Source organism: Burkholderia sp. RS01 (genome assembly GCF_039748055.1).
GTDB lineage: Bacteria > Actinomycetota > Actinomycetes > Actinomycetales > Micrococcaceae > Arthrobacter.
In genome coordinates this window covers 1-15758 of the sequence record NZ_JBDLAK010000016.1, presented here as the reverse complement: position 1 = coordinate 15758, position 15758 = coordinate 1, and the positions used below count along the sequence as shown (strand labels likewise).

14 protein-coding genes are annotated in these 15758 nt (G+C 68.1%); 11 read left to right on the top strand and 3 right to left on the bottom strand.

Annotated elements, in window-relative coordinates:
- Positions 1-31: 31 nt before the first annotated feature.
- Complete coding sequence (locus ABFP37_RS15055) at positions 32-1687, top strand: sensor histidine kinase (protein WP_347034047.1); 1656 nt, start codon at positions 32-34, stop codon at positions 1685-1687.
- Entirely contained in the window at positions 1684-2352 is a 669-nt protein-coding gene (locus ABFP37_RS15050) for a response regulator (protein ID WP_078026995.1), read from the top strand. Before ABFP37_RS15055 ends, ABFP37_RS15050 begins: the two co-directional genes overlap by 4 nt.
- 19 nt (positions 2353-2371) lie before the next feature.
- On the opposite strand, the gene ABFP37_RS15045 is transcribed toward ABFP37_RS15050, so the two are convergent.
- Together ABFP37_RS15045 and ABFP37_RS15040 are read right to left on the bottom strand one after the other, a co-directional pair.
- Entirely contained in the window at positions 2372-2959 is a 588-nt protein-coding gene (locus ABFP37_RS15045; protein ID WP_078026996.1) for an adenylate kinase, read from the bottom strand.
- A 64-nt stretch (positions 2960-3023) separates the two neighbouring features.
- Positions 3024-3401, bottom strand: coding sequence for a MarR family transcriptional regulator (locus ABFP37_RS15040; RefSeq protein WP_078026997.1), 378 nt, complete (start codon positions 3399-3401; stop codon positions 3024-3026).
- An 84-nt stretch (positions 3402-3485) separates the two neighbouring features.
- Here ABFP37_RS15040 and ABFP37_RS15035 point away from each other — a divergent pair, with 84 nt between their 5' ends.
- Both ABFP37_RS15035 and ABFP37_RS15030 read left to right on the top strand, forming a co-directional pair.
- Positions 3486-4991 carry an MFS transporter gene (locus ABFP37_RS15035; RefSeq protein WP_347034046.1) on the top strand — a complete coding sequence of 502 codons (1506 nt, stop codon included), beginning with the start codon at positions 3486-3488 and terminating at the stop codon, positions 4989-4991.
- A 318-nt stretch (positions 4992-5309) separates the two neighbouring features.
- Positions 5310-5450 carry a hypothetical protein gene (locus tag ABFP37_RS15030; RefSeq protein ID WP_185982375.1) on the top strand — a complete coding sequence of 47 codons (141 nt, stop codon included), beginning with the start codon at positions 5310-5312 and terminating at the stop codon, positions 5448-5450.
- Between the two features lie 25 nt (positions 5451-5475).
- Here the strand turns inward: ABFP37_RS15030 and ABFP37_RS15025 are convergent, their stop codons facing one another.
- A complete protein-coding gene (locus ABFP37_RS15025) occupies positions 5476-6219 on the bottom strand; it encodes a FadR/GntR family transcriptional regulator (RefSeq protein ID WP_347034045.1) in 744 nt (247 codons plus the stop codon).
- Between the two features lie 212 nt (positions 6220-6431).
- Between ABFP37_RS15025 and ABFP37_RS15020 the strand changes: the two genes are divergently transcribed.
- The 7 genes from ABFP37_RS15020 to ABFP37_RS14990 all read left to right on the top strand — a co-directional run bounded on the left by ABFP37_RS15020 (position 6432) and on the right by ABFP37_RS14990 (position 15652).
- On the top strand, positions 6432-7796 hold the full coding sequence (locus tag ABFP37_RS15020; protein WP_221937597.1) for an MFS transporter: 1365 nt from the start codon (positions 6432-6434) through the stop codon (positions 7794-7796).
- Positions 7797-7884: 88 nt separating this feature from the next.
- Positions 7885-9699, top strand: a complete 1815-nt coding sequence (locus ABFP37_RS15015; RefSeq protein WP_347034044.1) for a dihydroxyacetone kinase family protein — start codon at positions 7885-7887, stop codon at positions 9697-9699.
- The gene (locus ABFP37_RS15010) at positions 9696-10166 is read left to right on the top strand and encodes a ribose-5-phosphate isomerase (protein WP_347034043.1); all 471 of its coding nucleotides are present in this window, start codon (positions 9696-9698) and stop codon (positions 10164-10166) included. Before ABFP37_RS15015 ends, ABFP37_RS15010 begins: the two co-directional genes overlap by 4 nt.
- Positions 10150-10998 carry a triose-phosphate isomerase family protein gene (locus tag ABFP37_RS15005; protein WP_347034042.1) on the top strand — a complete coding sequence of 283 codons (849 nt, stop codon included), beginning with the start codon at positions 10150-10152 and terminating at the stop codon, positions 10996-10998. The genes ABFP37_RS15010 and ABFP37_RS15005 overlap by 17 nt, the downstream gene beginning before the upstream one ends.
- On the top strand, positions 10995-11795 hold the full coding sequence (locus tag ABFP37_RS15000) for a TIM barrel protein (protein ID WP_347034041.1): 801 nt from the start codon (positions 10995-10997) through the stop codon (positions 11793-11795). The genes ABFP37_RS15005 and ABFP37_RS15000 overlap by 4 nt, the downstream gene beginning before the upstream one ends.
- Before the next feature lies 1 nt (position 11796).
- Positions 11797-12657 (top strand): phosphogluconate dehydrogenase C-terminal domain-containing protein, encoded by an 861-nt coding sequence (locus ABFP37_RS14995; protein WP_347034040.1) that lies wholly within the window; start codon positions 11797-11799, stop codon positions 12655-12657.
- A gap of 631 nt (positions 12658-13288) precedes the next feature.
- Positions 13289-15652: a bifunctional SulP family inorganic anion transporter/carbonic anhydrase gene (locus tag ABFP37_RS14990; RefSeq protein ID WP_347034039.1), complete on the top strand. Its 2364-nt coding sequence runs from the start codon at positions 13289-13291 to the stop codon at positions 15650-15652.
- Positions 15653-15758 lie beyond the last annotated feature (106 nt).

The window sequence follows — 15758 nt, the reverse complement described above, 5'->3', positions numbered from 1 at the left end:
GCGGCCCACACGCACAGAAAGACAGCAGCACATGACTCGACGTCGAGGAATGTCCCTTGCGGGGCAGTATCTCCGGCTGCAGCTGCTGATCGTGCTGGCCGTTCTGGTGGCTGTGGTGGCGATCTCGCTGGCGCAGTCCGCCGCCGCATTCGAACGCATCGAAGGCCGCCGCGCGCTGTCGGCGGCAGAAACTCTTGCGGCGCACCCGGCCGTCCGCAGCCTGTTGGCAAACGCCGAACCGGGAAGCGGGTCCGCGCTGCCCGCCGTCGCCGAATCCGTGCGGACCATCTCAGGCTCCTCGCACGTCGCCCTGGCCCGCGCCGACCGGACGGTGGTGACCTCCTCGGACCCCTCACAGGAGGGCCGCGAGATGCAGCTCGGTGACAGCGTCGTGATGGATGGGCGGGCCTGGACCGGCCTGGTGGACACCGGCGGCGCCGAAGCGCTCTCGGCCCACGTCCCTGTGCTGGACGACGGCGGGAAGATGGTGGGCATCGCCGCCGTCGGCAGGAACTTCCCGTCCGTGCTGGAGCGGCTGGTCGATGCCGTGCCGAACCTCCTGACGTACCTGGGGGTGGCGAGTGTCCTGGGCGTGGCCGGTTCGCTGCTGCTTGCGCGGCGGGTCAAGCGCCAGACGCTCGGCATGGAACCGGACGAGATCACCGGGCTCGTCGAGAACCGGGAAGCCATGCTCCACGGGCTCAAGGAGGGGGTGGTGGCACTGGATCCCCAGCAGCGGATCACCGTGGTCAACGACAGCGCCCGGCGCCTGCTTGGCCTCCCCGACGACTGCGTCGGGAAGGACCTCCGCAGCCTTGCCGTGCAGCCCGCGCTCAAGGAAGTCCTCACGCAGGACCAGCCCGGCCCGGACCGGCTGGTGTTGGTCGGCGAGAGCCTGGTGGTCCTGAACCGGATGCCCATGCGCTCGCACGGCCGCGTCATCGGCTCGGTGACCACGCTGCGTGACCGGACGGAACTGGCTTCCCTGGAGCGGGAACTGGGCACCACCCGGACAGCCACGGACACCCTCCGCGCCCAGGCCCATGAGTTCGCCAACCAGCTGCACACCATTTCCGGGCTGATCCAGATCGGCGAGTATGACGCCGTGGTGCAGTTCGTCAACGGCACCACCTCGAACCGCACCCGCCTCAACGACGAAGTCACCAGCAGGATCCACGACCCCGCGCTGGCCGCCCTGCTCATCGCCAAATCGAGCCTTGCCACGGAGCGCGGCGTGTCCCTCCAGCTGGCCGACGAGTCCCGGCTCGGCCGGATTGATGAGGAACTGTCCCGGGACCTGACCACCGTGGTGGGAAACCTCGTGGACAACGCGCTCGACGCGGTCACCAACACCGCTGCCGGCGCCGAGGTGGAGGTGCTCATCGAGGAGGACGACGGCGGGGTGCAGGTTGTGGTGCGGGACTCCGGACCGGGGGTCCCGGCGGACGTCATGGAGGACATCTTCCGCCAGGGGTTCAGCACCAAGAATTCGCCCGACGGAGGCCGCGGCTACGGCCTGGCGCTCGCCCGGGTGGTCTGCCAGCGCCGCGGCGGCCGGCTGAGCGTGCACAACGACGGCGGCGCGGTGTTCACTGCGGAACTGTCCGGTGCGGGCCCCAAGCGGGCCCAACACGGCAGTGCCCAACACGGCAGCGCCAAACAGATCTCTGAGGGGAAGCGGCCATGATCAGCGTCCTGATCGTTGATGATGATTTCATGGTGGCCAAGGTCCACGCCGGGTTCATCCAGCGCACGCCGGGGTTCGCCGTCGTCGGCGTGGCCCATACCGGCGCGCAGGCAGTGCTGGAGACGCAGCGGCTGCAGCCGGACCTGGTGCTGCTGGACATCCACCTCCCCGACATCAACGGGCTGGACCTGATGCATCAGCTGCGGGACGTCGCGCCCGAGCTGGACGTGCTGGTGATCAGTGCGGCCAGGGAGGTGGATACGGTGCGCCGGGCACTCCGCGGCGGCATCGTGCACTACCTGATCAAACCGTTCTCCCAGACGGACCTGCAGGAGCGCCTGGAGCACTACCGGACCACCTATCAGAGCCTGGCTTCCTCAAAGGACGTGGCGGAACAAGCCGACGTCAACCGGGTCTTCGGGCTGGAGCGCGGCGACCGGCCGCTGCCCAAAGGCTGCAGCGCCGAGACGCTGCAGCTCGTGGAGCGGGCGCTGCTCGCCTCCACGGGGGATCTTTCGGCCGCAGAACTGGCCGTCGTCGTCGGCACGTCGCGGGTGAGCGCGCGGCGCTACCTTGAGTACCTCAATGACGAGGGGATGGTGGACGTGACCCTCAAGTACGGCGTCGGGCGCCCCGAACGCCGGTATGCCTGGAAGAGCATGTGACGCCTGGCGGTGCAGGCAGCTACTCGGCCCGGCCCGCCAAGGCGGTTTCGATGCCTTCCAGCGCGTCCGCGGTGACGTGGTCGACGTCGGCGGTGCCGTCCACCCGGACCAGCAGGCCGCGCTCGGCGCAGCGCGAGATGACCGGCTCCGTTTCCTTCCGGTAAAGCTCCAGGCGGTGCCGGATGACGCTTTCGGTGTCATCGCTGCGCCCTTCGGCCTCGGCCCGCAGCAGGAGCCGGCGGACGATCTCGTCGTCGTCCGCCGAGATTTCCAGGACAGCATCCAGGGCGCCGCCGGTCTCCTCGAGGAGGCCGTCCAGATCCGCCAGCTGGCTGAGCGTGCGGGGGTAGCCGTCCAGGAGGAAGCCGGCCTTCGTGTCCGGCTCCTGCAGCCGTTCGCGCACCATGGCCGTGGTGAGATGGTCCGGCACGAGGTCGCCGGCATCGAGGTATTTCTGGGCCTCGACACCCAAGGGGGAGCGGTCGGCCAGGTGGGTGCGGAACATGTCTCCCGTGGAGATCTCCACGATGCCCAGCTGTTTGCTGATGCGGTGGGCCTGGGTGCCTTTGCCCGACCCCGGAGGGCCGATGATCAGTAATCTCGTCATGCGCTCATCCGTTCAGGTTTGTCAGGCTGCGATTTTATGGGTGACGCAAAAGCCTGTGATGCGCTCAGGCCAGGTTTTCCTTCAGCAGGGCGCGGTGTGCGACGGCCGCTTCCCCGTGCAGGGCGCGGCCCGCGTCGGTGAGTTCCAGGAACAGTGAACGCCGGTCATCCGCACAGGAACGGCGGGAGATGAGTCCGGCTTTCTCGAGCCGGTCCACCACCTTGGACATCGCGCTCTGGGTCATGGGCGTCCGCTCGCCGAGCTGCTTCATCCTGCACGCCGCGTCCGTGCTCTCGGCCACCAGGTCCAGGATTTCGAACTCGGTCAGCCCGATGCTGAAGCGCGATTCCAGGGCGCGATCGATCGCACCCGCGGTGCGGAAGTAGGTGCTCTGGATGCTGCGCCATTGCTCAACCAGCTGGCGGTCCTGCGGTGTTGCCATGCAGCGATTCTAGTTGATGACGAATTAAAAGTCCACGTCATAATATTCCTTGTCATTCAATGACGTGTCATATAAGTTGGAGCCATGACTTCAACTTCCACCCTTGAAAGATCTGCCGGCGAACGGCTGGCACCCGTGCGCTGGACCCGTGCGCAGTGGATGCTGCTCCTGGTCCTGTGCACCGTCCTGGCGCTCGATGCGCTGGACGTCTCCATGGTCGGCGTGGCGCTGCCCTCGATCGGCACCGAACTCCACCTGGGCACCGAATCCCTCCAATGGATCGTCTCCGCCTATGTGCTCGGCTACGGAAGTCTGCTCCTGCTGGGCGGGCGGATGGCGGACCTGCTCGGCCGGAGGCGCATCTTCCTCATTGCGCTCAGCGTGTTCGCCGCCGCCTCCCTGCTCGGCGGCCTGGTGGATGACCCCGCCCTGCTGATCGCCACCCGGTTCGTCAAAGGACTGGCCGCCGCCTTCACGGCTCCTGCCGGCTTCTCCATCATCACCACCAACTTCGCGGAAGGGCGTGAACGCAACCGCGCTGTCTCCATCTTCACCACCTTCGGCGCAAGCGGCTTCTCACTCGGCCTTGTCGTCGGAGGCCTCATGACTGCCATGAGCTGGCGCTGGACTTTCCTCGTCTCCGTACCCGTGGCGGTCGCCGTCGTGATTCTTGGCCTGAAGTACATCCCGCGGGACGGCGCCGCCGGCCAGGCCGAAGGCAAGGATCAAACCAGCGGACATGACATTTGGGGTGCCGTGACGCTCGCGGCCGGCATGCTGGGGCTGGTCTATACGCTGGTTTCGGCACCCGGGAACGGCTGGGGATCTGTGGCAACCATCGCCGGATTCGTGGCCTCCGCGGCGGTGCTGGCAGCGTTCGCGGTGATCGAAAACCGCGTCAGGCACCCCCTGATCCGGTTCAGCATCCTCAGGGAAGGCTGGGTTGCCCGCGCCAACCTGAGTGCCGTGGGGCTGTTCGGCTCGTATTTGAGTTTCCAGTTCATCCTGACGCTCTACCTGCAGTCCGTGCTGGGATGGAGCCCGCTGGGCATGGCGCTGGCGCTTCTTCCCACCGGCCTGCTGGTGGCCTCAAGCGCTCCCTTCGCGGACCGGCTCATCGACAAGTTTGGCGCCCCGCGCTTGATTCTGACCGGTCTGGCGGCGTTGGCGCTCGGCTACGTACTGTTCCTGCGGGTGGGCACCTCACCCAACTACGTGACGGATATCCTGCCGTCGGTCCTGCTGCTGGGCGTTGGCTTCGCGCTGGCATTCCCGTCCATCAACGTCCAGGCCACCGCCGGCATCCGGAATTCGGAACAAGGTCTCGCGGCCGGCCTGATCCAGACCAGCACGCAGGTGGGGGCCGCCCTGGTGCTTGCCGTCACCACGGCGATGGTCAGCGGTCACGGCAACGCGGCCGACGCCGGCACGGGAGGCGCCGTAGTGAACGCGGCGGAGATGCTGGAACAGTACCGTCCCGGCCTCATCCTGAGCGCGGCCGTGGCCATCGCTGCCCTGCTCATCGCCGCCACGCCATCCCGCCGCCGCCGGATGTCCGCCGCCGGATGTCCGCCGCCGCGGACCACGTGACGGCCTGACTCGTGAGTTGAAGCCGGGGGCGGTTGCCAGCGCCGCCCCCGGTTCCCGCGTGCTCTGGGCCGGTACGGTGAGCAGCCGGGGCCGGTGAGCGGGTGGGTGCGGTGAGCAGCCGGGGTCGGGCCTCACTTCCCCCGGCACGGGATTCGGCGAAAACCGCCCGTCCCCAACGGGCCCGGACGAGGCCCTGCACGCAACGATAGATTCCAGATACACATCCGAAACGTGGCGTCGCCGCCGCGAAACACTGCATGGCTACGCTGATGCCTACTTGGAAACCGTCGTCGGGACGGCGAATGGAAGGACACAGCCATGATGATCTGGAACAGCCTTACCCTCTTTCTTGACTCCCACCGCAGTGACCGCCACGAATTTGGCGGCGCCGGCTCCGAATTCCCCAGTGGCCAGTTGACGTCCGCTGCCTGGGCAGGATGGTGGCACGACGACGCCTAGGGCGCCGAAGGCGAAGGGCCGCCGGCTACTGCGCGGCGTCGAATCCGGCGAGCAGCCGCCGGGAAGCGGTGGCCATGTGTGAGCGCATCGTTTCCGTGACGGCGGCCGGATCGTGCGCTTCGAGGGCGGCGAAAATCTCGCCGTGTTCCTTCAGTGCGGCTGCGGCGTGGCCTTCGTCGGTGAGTGCGCGGTCCACCCAGATGCGCAACAGCGACCGGATGCTCTGGAGCAGCTCCCGGAGCACCTGATTGCCCGAGCTGACCGCGATTTCGCGGTGGAACGCGGCATCCGCCTCCACGAAGGCGGCCAGGTCCTCGAGGTTGTCCGCCATGGTCTGGAGGTTGGCGCGCATGCGGCCGAGGGCGTCGTCGTCAATGCGTTCCGCTGCCAGCTGCGCGGCCTGCACTTCCAGGCCGCTCCGGAGCTCCACGAGTTCGCGCGTCCGGGGTGCACCGAGCATCAGGCCCCAGCTGAGCGTGCGCGGCAGCAGCTCGGAAATGCCGTCACGCAGGTACGTCCCGGATCCCGGGCGGACAATCACGATGCCCAGGATTTCCAGCGCCGCCAGGGCTTCGCGCACGGCCGACCGGCCGACTCCCAACGAGGCCGCGAGCTGGCGTTCGGCGGGCAGCCTGGTTCCGACGGCGATCTCGCCGCTGGTGAAATAGGCCAGCAGGCGCTCCGCCACCTCCGAAACAACGGACCCCTGTTCCATTGAACCGAGGGCGGCACTGATCTTAGCCGTCGCGGCTGCGGAATTTTCGGACACCCCCAAAGCCTAGCAACCGGTCGGCCACTTTCCGGCGCGGACGGCCGCAAAAGGAAAAACACGTCAACCGGTTGACCAATTTGCGGTTCCGGACCTATGGTTGATCTCACACGCTTAAACCACTGCCGGTCCTCTGTCGGCGGACGGCATTGAGACCAACCCCCCGCCTCCAGTGCAGGATGCGGCCGGGACATCAACATCTAGGAGTCAACGTGGACACCACACAATCGGTGGTCGAAAAATCCGCAATCAGGAAAGTGGCAATCCGGCTGGTGCCGTTCGTCGCTTTGATGTTCTTCATCAACTACCTGGACCGGACGGCCATCTCCTTCGCAGGCCCCAACGGCATGAACACCGACCTCGCCCTCTCGGCAGCGCAGTTCGGCTTCGCGTCCGGCGTCTTCTTCATCGGCTACATCCTGCTGGAGATCCCCAGCAACCTGGCACTGCACAAGTTCGGCGCCCGCCGCTGGCTCGCCCGCATCATGGTCAGCTGGGGCATCGTCTCCCTCCTGTTCACGTGGGTGGGCAGCGTGGAGCACCTCTACATCCTCCGCTTCATCCTCGGCGTGGCCGAGGCTGGCTTCTTCCCCGGCGCCATCCTCTTCCTCAGCCTCTGGGTCCCGTCCCGGCACCGCAGCAAGATCCTCGCCCTGTTCTACCTGGCACAGCCGCTGACCACCGTCATCGGCGCCCCGCTGGCCGGCCTCCTCATCCAGCAGCACGGTCTCTTCGGCCTTTCCGGCTGGCGTGTCATGTTCCTTGGCGTAGCACTGCCGGCCATCATCGTCGGCATCATTGCCTGGTTCTACCTCGCCGATTCCCCGGCCAAGGCCAAGTGGCTCACCGCCGCGGAAAAGACCTGGCTGACCGGCGCCCTGGAGAAGGAAAAGTCGGAAACGGCCGCCAGCAACAAGCACGTCAGCGTCCGCACCGTGTTCGGCAACGGCAGGGTCTGGATGCTGTCGGCCATCTACTTCGGCTTCATCTACGGCCTGTACGCCCTGGGCTTCTTCCTGCCGACCATCATCGCCGGCTTCGAAGGCCTCTACGGCACCAAGTTCGACGTGCTCCAGAAAGGCCTGATCACCGCGATCCCGTACCTGCCCGCGGCCTTCGCCCTGTACTTCTGGTCCAAGGACGCCACCAAGCGCGGCGTCAAGACCTGGCACATCGCCCTGCCGGCCCTCATCGGCGGCCTGAGCATCCCCCTGGCGCTCTTCGCCGGCTCACCGGCCGCAACGATCGCCGTCATCACCGTCACGGCCATGTCGATCTTCGCCGCACTCCCCAACTTCTGGACCGTGCCCACCCAGTTCCTCACCGGAGCAGCAGCCGCGGCCGGCATCGCCCTGATCAACACCGTGGGCAACCTGGCAGGCTTCAGCGCCGGGTACGTCACGGGCTGGCTCAAGGACTGGACCGGCGGCTACACGGTCCCGATGTTCGTCGTCGGCGGCTTCATGCTCCTGTCCGCCGTCCTCATGGTGGTGCTGAGCCGCTCCGGCAAGGTCAGCGAGGGCATCCCGGCCGAGGCCCTGGATCCTGCGGGAGCCGGGCACCACGCCGAGCCGTAACCGACCCGGGGGCGTCCCCCTTTACCAGGGGACGCCCCCGCACCAACCACCGAATCTCGACTTCCCCAGTTAGGCCCAGGAGCTCCGCATGACCCGCCTGTTCAATGAACCCGCAGCCTTCGCCGACGAGATGATCGAAGGCTTCGTCGCCTCCCACGGCCGCTGGGTAAGGCGCGTTTCCGGCGGCGTCGTCCGCAACACGCAGAGCACCCCGGACACGGTTGCCCTCGTGATCGGCGGCGGCTCCGGCCACTATCCGGCGTTCGCCGGGCTGGTGGGCCAGGGCCTGGCGCACGGCGCGGCGATGGGGAACCTGTTCGCGTCCCCCTCGGCCCAGCAGGTCTACAACGTGGCCAAGGCCGCCAACAACGGAGCCGGCGTGCTGCTCGGCTACGGCAACTACGCCGGCGACGTCCTGCACTTCAATCAGGCCCAGGACCGCCTCCGCAAGGAAGGCATCGACTGCCGCAGCATCGCCGTCACCGACGACGTCTCCTCCGCCCCGCCCGAGGAACGCGGCAAGCGCCGCGGCATCGCCGGCGACCTGACCGTGTTCAAGGTGGCCGCCGCCGCCGCGGAGGCCGGCTACTCCATGGACGCCACGGTGGAAATCGCCGCGCGCGCCAACGACCGCACCCGCTCCTTCGGCGTCGCCTTCACCGGCTGCACCCTGCCGGGCGCCGACCACCCGCTGTTCTCCGTCCCCGAGGGCCGGATGGCCGTGGGCATGGGCATCCACGGCGAACCCGGCATCGGCGAGACGGACATCCCGACGGCGGACGAACTCGCCGAACTGCTGGTCGCCAAGCTCCTCACCGAAATCCCCGACGGCATCGCCATCGCAGGAGAAGCAGCCGGCACCCGCGTGGTCCCCATCCTCAACGGCCTGGGCAGCGTCAAGTACGAGGAGCTCTTCGTGGTCTACCGCCGCGTCGCCCGGCTCCTGGCCGACGCCGGCCTGGAAGCCGTGGACCCGCAGGTGGGCGAGCTCGTCACCAGCTTCGACATGGCGGGCACCTCGCTGACCCTGTTCTGGCTCGACGACGAACTCGAGTCGCTCTGGAACGCTCCCGCCGACGCCCCGGCTTTCCGCCGCGGCGCCGTCACCGCAGCGGCACTGGAAGCTGGTGCCGGAGGCACAGACAACGGCGCGCTGGCCGACGTCGAACTTTCCATCCCCGACGCAACGGAGGAGTCCCGCGCCGGTGCCGCCCGGGTCCTCGCCGCGCTGGGCGCCGCGAAGGATGTGGTGGACGCCAACGCCGACGAACTGGGCCGCATCGACGCGATTGCCGGCGACGGCGATCACGGCATCGGCATGGAACGCGGCGTCCGCGCCGCCGTCGGCGCCGCAACGGACGCCGTCGCCCGTGGTGCAGGAGCCGGCACCACCCTGCACTTCGCGGCTGACGCCTGGGCCGACAAGGCCGGCGGAACCTCTGGCGCCCTCTGGGGCATGGCCCTTCGGGCCGTCGGAGACGCGGTGGGCGACAGCAACGCGCCGGACGCCGGCGCTGTCGCCGCCGGAGTCGCGCAGGCCGCCGCCGCGATCATGGACTTCGGAAAGGCCAAGCCCGGGGACAAGACCCTCGTGGACGTGCTGGTCCCGTTCCGCGATTCCCTGGCCGCCGGCGTGGACGCCGGGAAGTCCCTCACGGACGCCTGGGCCACCGCCGCCTCCGTGGCGCAGCAGGCCGCCGAGGACACCGCCCAGCTGCTGCCCCTCATGGGCCGCGCCCGCCCGCACGCCGAGAAGAGCCTCGGCACCCCCGACGCAGGCGCCGTCTCCATGGCGCTGATCGTCCGGGCCATCCACAACACCCTGTCCGAGGACACCCCCACCGTGAACACCCCCACCGTGAACACCCCCGCCGTAAACACCACAGCTAAGGAAAACGCATGAGCGCCAAACTGCGCCTGGTCATCGGAGCCGACGACGCCGGATTCGAATACAAGGAAGCCCTGAAGGCTGACCTGGAGGCCTCCGACCTGGTCGAGTCCGTGACCGACGTCGGAGTGGACGCCACCAGCCACACCCCCTACCCGTCCGTGGCCATCGCTGCCGCCGAGCTCATCGCCGCCGGCAAGGCCGACCGTGCGCTGCTGGTCTGCGGCACCGGACTCGGCGTGGCCATCGCCGCGAACAAGGTCCCCGGCGTCCGCGCCGTCACCGCCCACGACTCCTTCTCGGTGGAACGCTCCGTGCTGAGCAACAACGCCCAGGTCCTCACCTTCGGCCAGCGCGTCGTCGGCCTGGAACTGGCCCGCCGGCTCGCCCGCGAATGGCTCACCTACACGTTTGACGAAAGCTCCGCCTCGGCCGAGAAAGTCACCATGATTAAGGACTACGAGGGTGTCACTTCCTGCTAACACCGCCGCCGGCGGGACGTGCGCAGCCGGCACCACGGGCCCAAAGGCCATCATCGGCGTCAGCCTGAAGATGTACTTCGGCTACCAGCGCTCGGTCGACTACTGCCGCGAGGTGGCCACGATCGCGCTGGCCCACCCCGCAGTGCAAAGCGGTGACATCGAACTCTTCGTCCTGCCGATCCTTCCCGTCCTCCCAGAAGCGGCCCGGATCCTCGGCGCCGCCGGGGCGGCGGCCGGCGCCCAGGACATCTTCTGGGAGGACCAGGGCGCCTTTACCGGCGAGGTCGGCGGCGCGGCCGTGGCCGAGCTCGGCGGCCGGTACGCGGAAATCGGCCACGCCGAGCGCCGCCGGATCTTTGGCGAGGATGACAGGATCATCGGGCTCAAGACGGCCGCCGCCTACCGCAACGGCCTCACCCCGGTCCTGTGCGTCGGTGAGCTGCAGCAGGGATCGGTGGAAGAAGCCATCACCCGCTGCACGGCCGAGATCGACGGTGCGCTGAACGGGGCGCAGTCCCTCGGACCTGCCCGCCGGACCATCGTGGCCTATGAGCCGCAGTGGGCCATCGGCGCCCCGGAACCCGCCACACCGCCGTACATCAGCGCCGTCATCGCCGGGCTGGATGCGCACCTGCGCGCCCTGCCGGGCCAGGCCGAAAGCCGGGTCATCTACGGCGGCAGCGCCGGGCCCGGCCTCATCAGCCAGTTGGACATGTCCGTCGCAGGCCTGTTCCTGGGCCGCTTCGCGCACAACCCGGCAGCACTCCGGGAGATCCTGGACGAGACCGCCGAACGGCTCGGCCTGCTGGAACCCGTGGGAGGAAGGGCATGAGCTCAACCATCGGACTCAGTTCCTACGCCTTCTTCTGGCAGCTGTCGGACAAGGTCGCCGAACCCCTCACCATCCACCAGGTCCTGGAGAAAACCGCGGCCCTGGGCGTGGAGCTCTTCCAGATCTGCGACTATGCACCGCTGGAGGAGATGACGGACGCGGAACTCAAGGAGATCAGGGCCACGGCGGACAGCCTGCGCATCGCACTCGAACTGGGCACCAAGGGCATCCGTCCGGAGCACCTCCGCAAGTTCCTGCACATCGCCGGCCTGCTTGGCGCGCCGCTGCTGCGGACCATGTTCAACGTCCCGGGCCACACCCCGACGGCGGACGAGGCAGCGGCGATCTTCACCGAGGTCCTGCCGGAGTTCGAGGCAGCCGGAGTGAAGATCGCCGTCGAAACCTACGAACAGGTGCCCACCGCCCGGATCCTGGACGTGGTCCGCCGCGTGGACAGCCCGTTCCTGGGCATCTGCAGCGACCCGGCCAACACGGTCGCGGCACTGGAGATGCCGCGCGAGGTGATTGACGCCGTCGCGCCCTATGTCCTGAACATGCACATCAAAGACTTTGCGTTCAGCCGCAAGGAGGGGTGGGTCGGGTTCACATACTCCGGCGCGCCGCTCGGCGAAGGCCTTCTCGACTATGACTACATGGCCGGAAAGTTTCAGCCCCACGAAAGAAACATCAACCAGATCGTCGAACACTGGCTGCCGTGGCAGGACTCCGAAGCGGACACCGTCCGCCTCGAAAACCAGTGGACCCAGCAGAGCCTCGATTTCCTAAGGAGCAAATGAAATGTCAGCAGAAAACTTGACCGTCGCCGTCATCGGAGCCGGAGGCAAAATGGGGATGCGCGTTTCCCGGAACCTCCAGAAGAGCGCCCACACCGTCTTCTACAGCGAAAACTCTCCCGCCGGCCAGGATCGCGTCCGCGCCGAAGGCCGCGACATCACCAGCACGGATGACGCCGTGAAGGGCGCCGACGTGGTGATCCTCGCCGTCCCGGACACCGTCCTGGGCGTCGTGTCCGAAGGCGTCGTGCCGCAGATGAAGTCCGGCGCGATCCTGCTCACCCTGGACCCCGCCGCCGCCTACGCCGGCCTGCTGGCCAAGCGCGCAGACGTGGTCCAGGCCGTGGCGCACCCGTGCCACCCGTCCGTGTTCCTGGAGCGCACCACCAAGGAAGAATGGGCCGACACCTTCGGCGGCGAAGGCGCCCCGCAGAACGTGGTTGCCGCGATCGACGAGAACACCCCGGCAGTAACCCGCGATTCGGCCGAGGCCGTCATCCGCACCATCTACGCCCCCGTGATCGACGTGCACTGGGTCACCGTCAAGCAGCTGGCCATCCTCGAGCCCACCCTGGTGGAGACGGTGGCCTGCATGATCGGCACCCTGCTCAACGAGGCGCTGCACGAGACCGTGCACACCGCCGGCGTCCCGGAGGAAGCCGCCAAGGCCATGCTGTTCGGTCACATCCAGATTGCCCTGACCAATGCCCTCCGCGGCTCCAACCCGTTCTCCGAGGCCTGCGAAATCGCCATCCAGTACGGCAAGAACACCATCATCAAGGACGACTGGAAGAAGATCTTCGACGACTCCGAGCTGGACGGCGTCATCGCCAAAATGCTCAAGCTCGACGCAGTCAAGCGCTAGGCAGCGTCCGTGCGCTGCGCCCGCTGACATGATTGTGAGCGGGCGCAGAGCGGCTGCTCGCGGCCGATGCTGCCGCAGTCCTCAAACCGCAGGGGTCGGGGCCGCACACGTCTATGGCCACTCGACGGCCTGACGCATCGCCCAGTGGCTCGCCATCGACTACCCGCAAAGCCTGCAGGCACTGTTCCTTGCGGCAACGAGCGGCGGGAGGGAACCCGCGGGGAAGGCAATGCCGCCGCCATGAATGCACTGCTGAGCGCGGACGTCGACCGCATGGCTGACGCCGCTGCCGAACGCCGTCCTGTTGCATCAGCACATCCGCCGCTCCACCCTGGTGAAGGTCCCCGGCGCACGGCATGGCGCGAAAAATATCTTCGGGATGGCCGGCCTGCCGGGACGCCGGCGGCGGACTTGACTTGAACCGGCCCCGGTTTTCCGCCACCCGCGGTTCGGGCATGTCCCGCGGGCGCAGCCCGTCCGGGCGCTTTATGCAAACGAATGGATTTGCGCTGTGTTAAGCGCTTTGTTGCGGCTGAAGGCGGTGTTTCTTCTCACCGTGGGGCACCCTTGCGGCCGTCCTTGGAGCGTCCATAGCGTGGATGGGGAACCTTCGAACGAACCAAGGACTGATATGCCTGCCCCAGCCACCACGGATCCCGATTCCCGCTCCGCCACCAACAGCCGGCCCCCGCTCCTGACGCTCCTGAAATCCGGACTTCGCTGGGATCTTCCGGCGTCCCTTGTGGTCTTCCTCGTTGCCGTTCCGCTGTCGCTCGGAATCGCCGCGGCGTCCGGCGCGCCGGTGATGGCGGGCCTCATCGCGGCGGCGGTCGGGGGCATTGTGGCCGGCAGCCTCGGCGGCTCGCCACTGCAGGTCAGCGGCCCCGCCGCGGGACTGACTGTCATCGTCGCGGGCCTGATCGAGCAGTTCGGCTGGCCCGCCACTTGTGCCATCACCGCGGCCGCCGGCGTCCTGCAGGCGCTCCTCGGCCTGGCCCGGGTGGGACGCGTGGCCCTCGCCATCGCCCCCGTCGTCGTGCACGCCATGCTGGCGGGAATCGGCATCATCATCGTCCTGCAGCAGCTGCACGTGATGCTCGGTGCCGAGGCCGGCGAGGCGGCATGGCAGAACCTCGCGTCGCTTCCGGCCAGCATCGCCGCCCTTGACCCGCAGGCAGCCTTCCTCGGTGCCGTCGTCATCGCCCTGCTGCTCGCCTGGAAGCACATGCCTGCGCCTGTCCGCCGCGTCCCGGGCCCGCTGGTTGCGGTGATCGCCGGCACGGCGCTTTCGCTGCCGTTCAATACCGACGTCGACCGGATCACCTTCGACGGCTCCCTCCTGGACGCGCTGTCCATCCCCCATGTTCCGCAAGGGGAGTGGGGCGCCGTCGTCGTGGGCGTCATCACCATCGCCCTGGTGGCCAGCGTCGAGTCGCTGCTCTCCGCCGTCGCCGTGGACAAGATGCACCACGGCGAGCGGACGGATTTCAACCGTGAACTCCTCGGCCAGGGCGCCGCCAACGTGACATCCGGCCTGCTCGGCGGCCTGCCCGTCACCGGCGTGATCGTGCGCAGCGCGACGAACCTCGAAGCCGGGGCGCGGACCCGCAAATCCGCCGTCCTCCACGGCATCTGGGTCCTGGTGTTCTCGCTGCTGCTCGCCGGGCTGATCCAGCTGGTTCCGGAGGCCGTGCTGGCGGGCCTGCTCATCATTATCGGCCTGCGGCTGGTGAAGGTGGCCGACTTCAAGACCGCCCGGCTGACAGGTGACATGACCGTCTATGCGCTGACACTTTTCACCGTGGTGTTCGTCAACCTCCTGGCCGGCGTGCTGACCGGGCTGGGCCTGGCCGTGCTGCTGGTCCTCTGGCGCGTGGTCCGCGCCAGGATTCACGCAGAGCCGCTGGGCGGATCCGACGGGCAGCGCTGGCGCGTGGTCATTGACGGCTCCTGCAGCTTCCTCTCGCTTCCCCGCCTCAGCAAGGTGCTGGCCTCGGTGCCGCCGGCCTCGCGGGTGACCGTCGAACTGGACGTCGATTTCCTTGACCACCCGGTCCACGACACCCTGGATGCCTGGCGCCTCCGGCACGTGGGCAACGGCGGCACCGTGGAGATTGAGGAAAGCGGCACCGCAAGGCTCCATGAGGCGCAGGCCGGCCCTCCCGTGCGGGGCAACTCACGCTCCGCGCTCCGCGGCGGGTTTGCCCCCTGGCGCAGCTGGCAGGGCGACGGCGTGGCAGAAACCGCAGGCGCCGCGGGGGAGCGGATTCCGGCACCGGTGCGGTCGGTGCTCACCGGCGTGGACAGCTACCACCGCCGCCACGCACACCTGCTCCGGCCCCACGTCCAGGAACTGTCCACGTTCCAGGACCCGGACACCTTGTTCATCACCTGCGCTGATTCCCGGCTCGTGCCGAACCTGATCACGAGCAGCGGTCCGGGGGACCTGTTTACGGTGCGGAACGTGGGCAACGTGGTGGGAAGCGAAAGCCTTGACCCCTCCGTTGAAGCAGCCCTGGACTTCGCGCTCGACGAGCTGTCCATCAAATCGGTGGTCATCTGCGGGCATTCGGGCTGCGGCGCCATGACCGCACTGCTGGCCGGGGCCGGCCCCGCCGAGGCGGCGGACCGCAGCCCCGTCGAAGCGTGGCTGGAGCACGGCCGGCCCAGCCTGGCGGCAGTCCGCGCTGGCCACCCGGTGCAGGCGGCCGCAGCAGAGGCCGGTTACGGAGCCGTGGACCAGCTGGCCATGGTCAACGTGGCCGTCCAGCTGGAGCTGCTGCAGCGCCACGCCGGCCTCGCGAAGGCACTCCTTGCCGACCAGGTGCACGTCACCGGCCTGTTCTATGACATCGCCACGGCCCGGGTTCTGCAGATCACGCCCTCCGGAATCAGCCACCTGGATCCGCTGCCGGGCAATGCCGACGCCGGTACCGGTGCCGAGCCCGACACTAAGGGCGGGGCGCCGCTGCCGGAGCCCGCCGCTGCCCGCTAGACGATATGAAGTGTGGCGGGCCGGTCCCTGATGTAGGACTGGAACCTCGGGTTCAAAGAGGTTCGTGGGTTGCCGGGCCACGGTCTGTTCCGCCACCAAGAGGCGG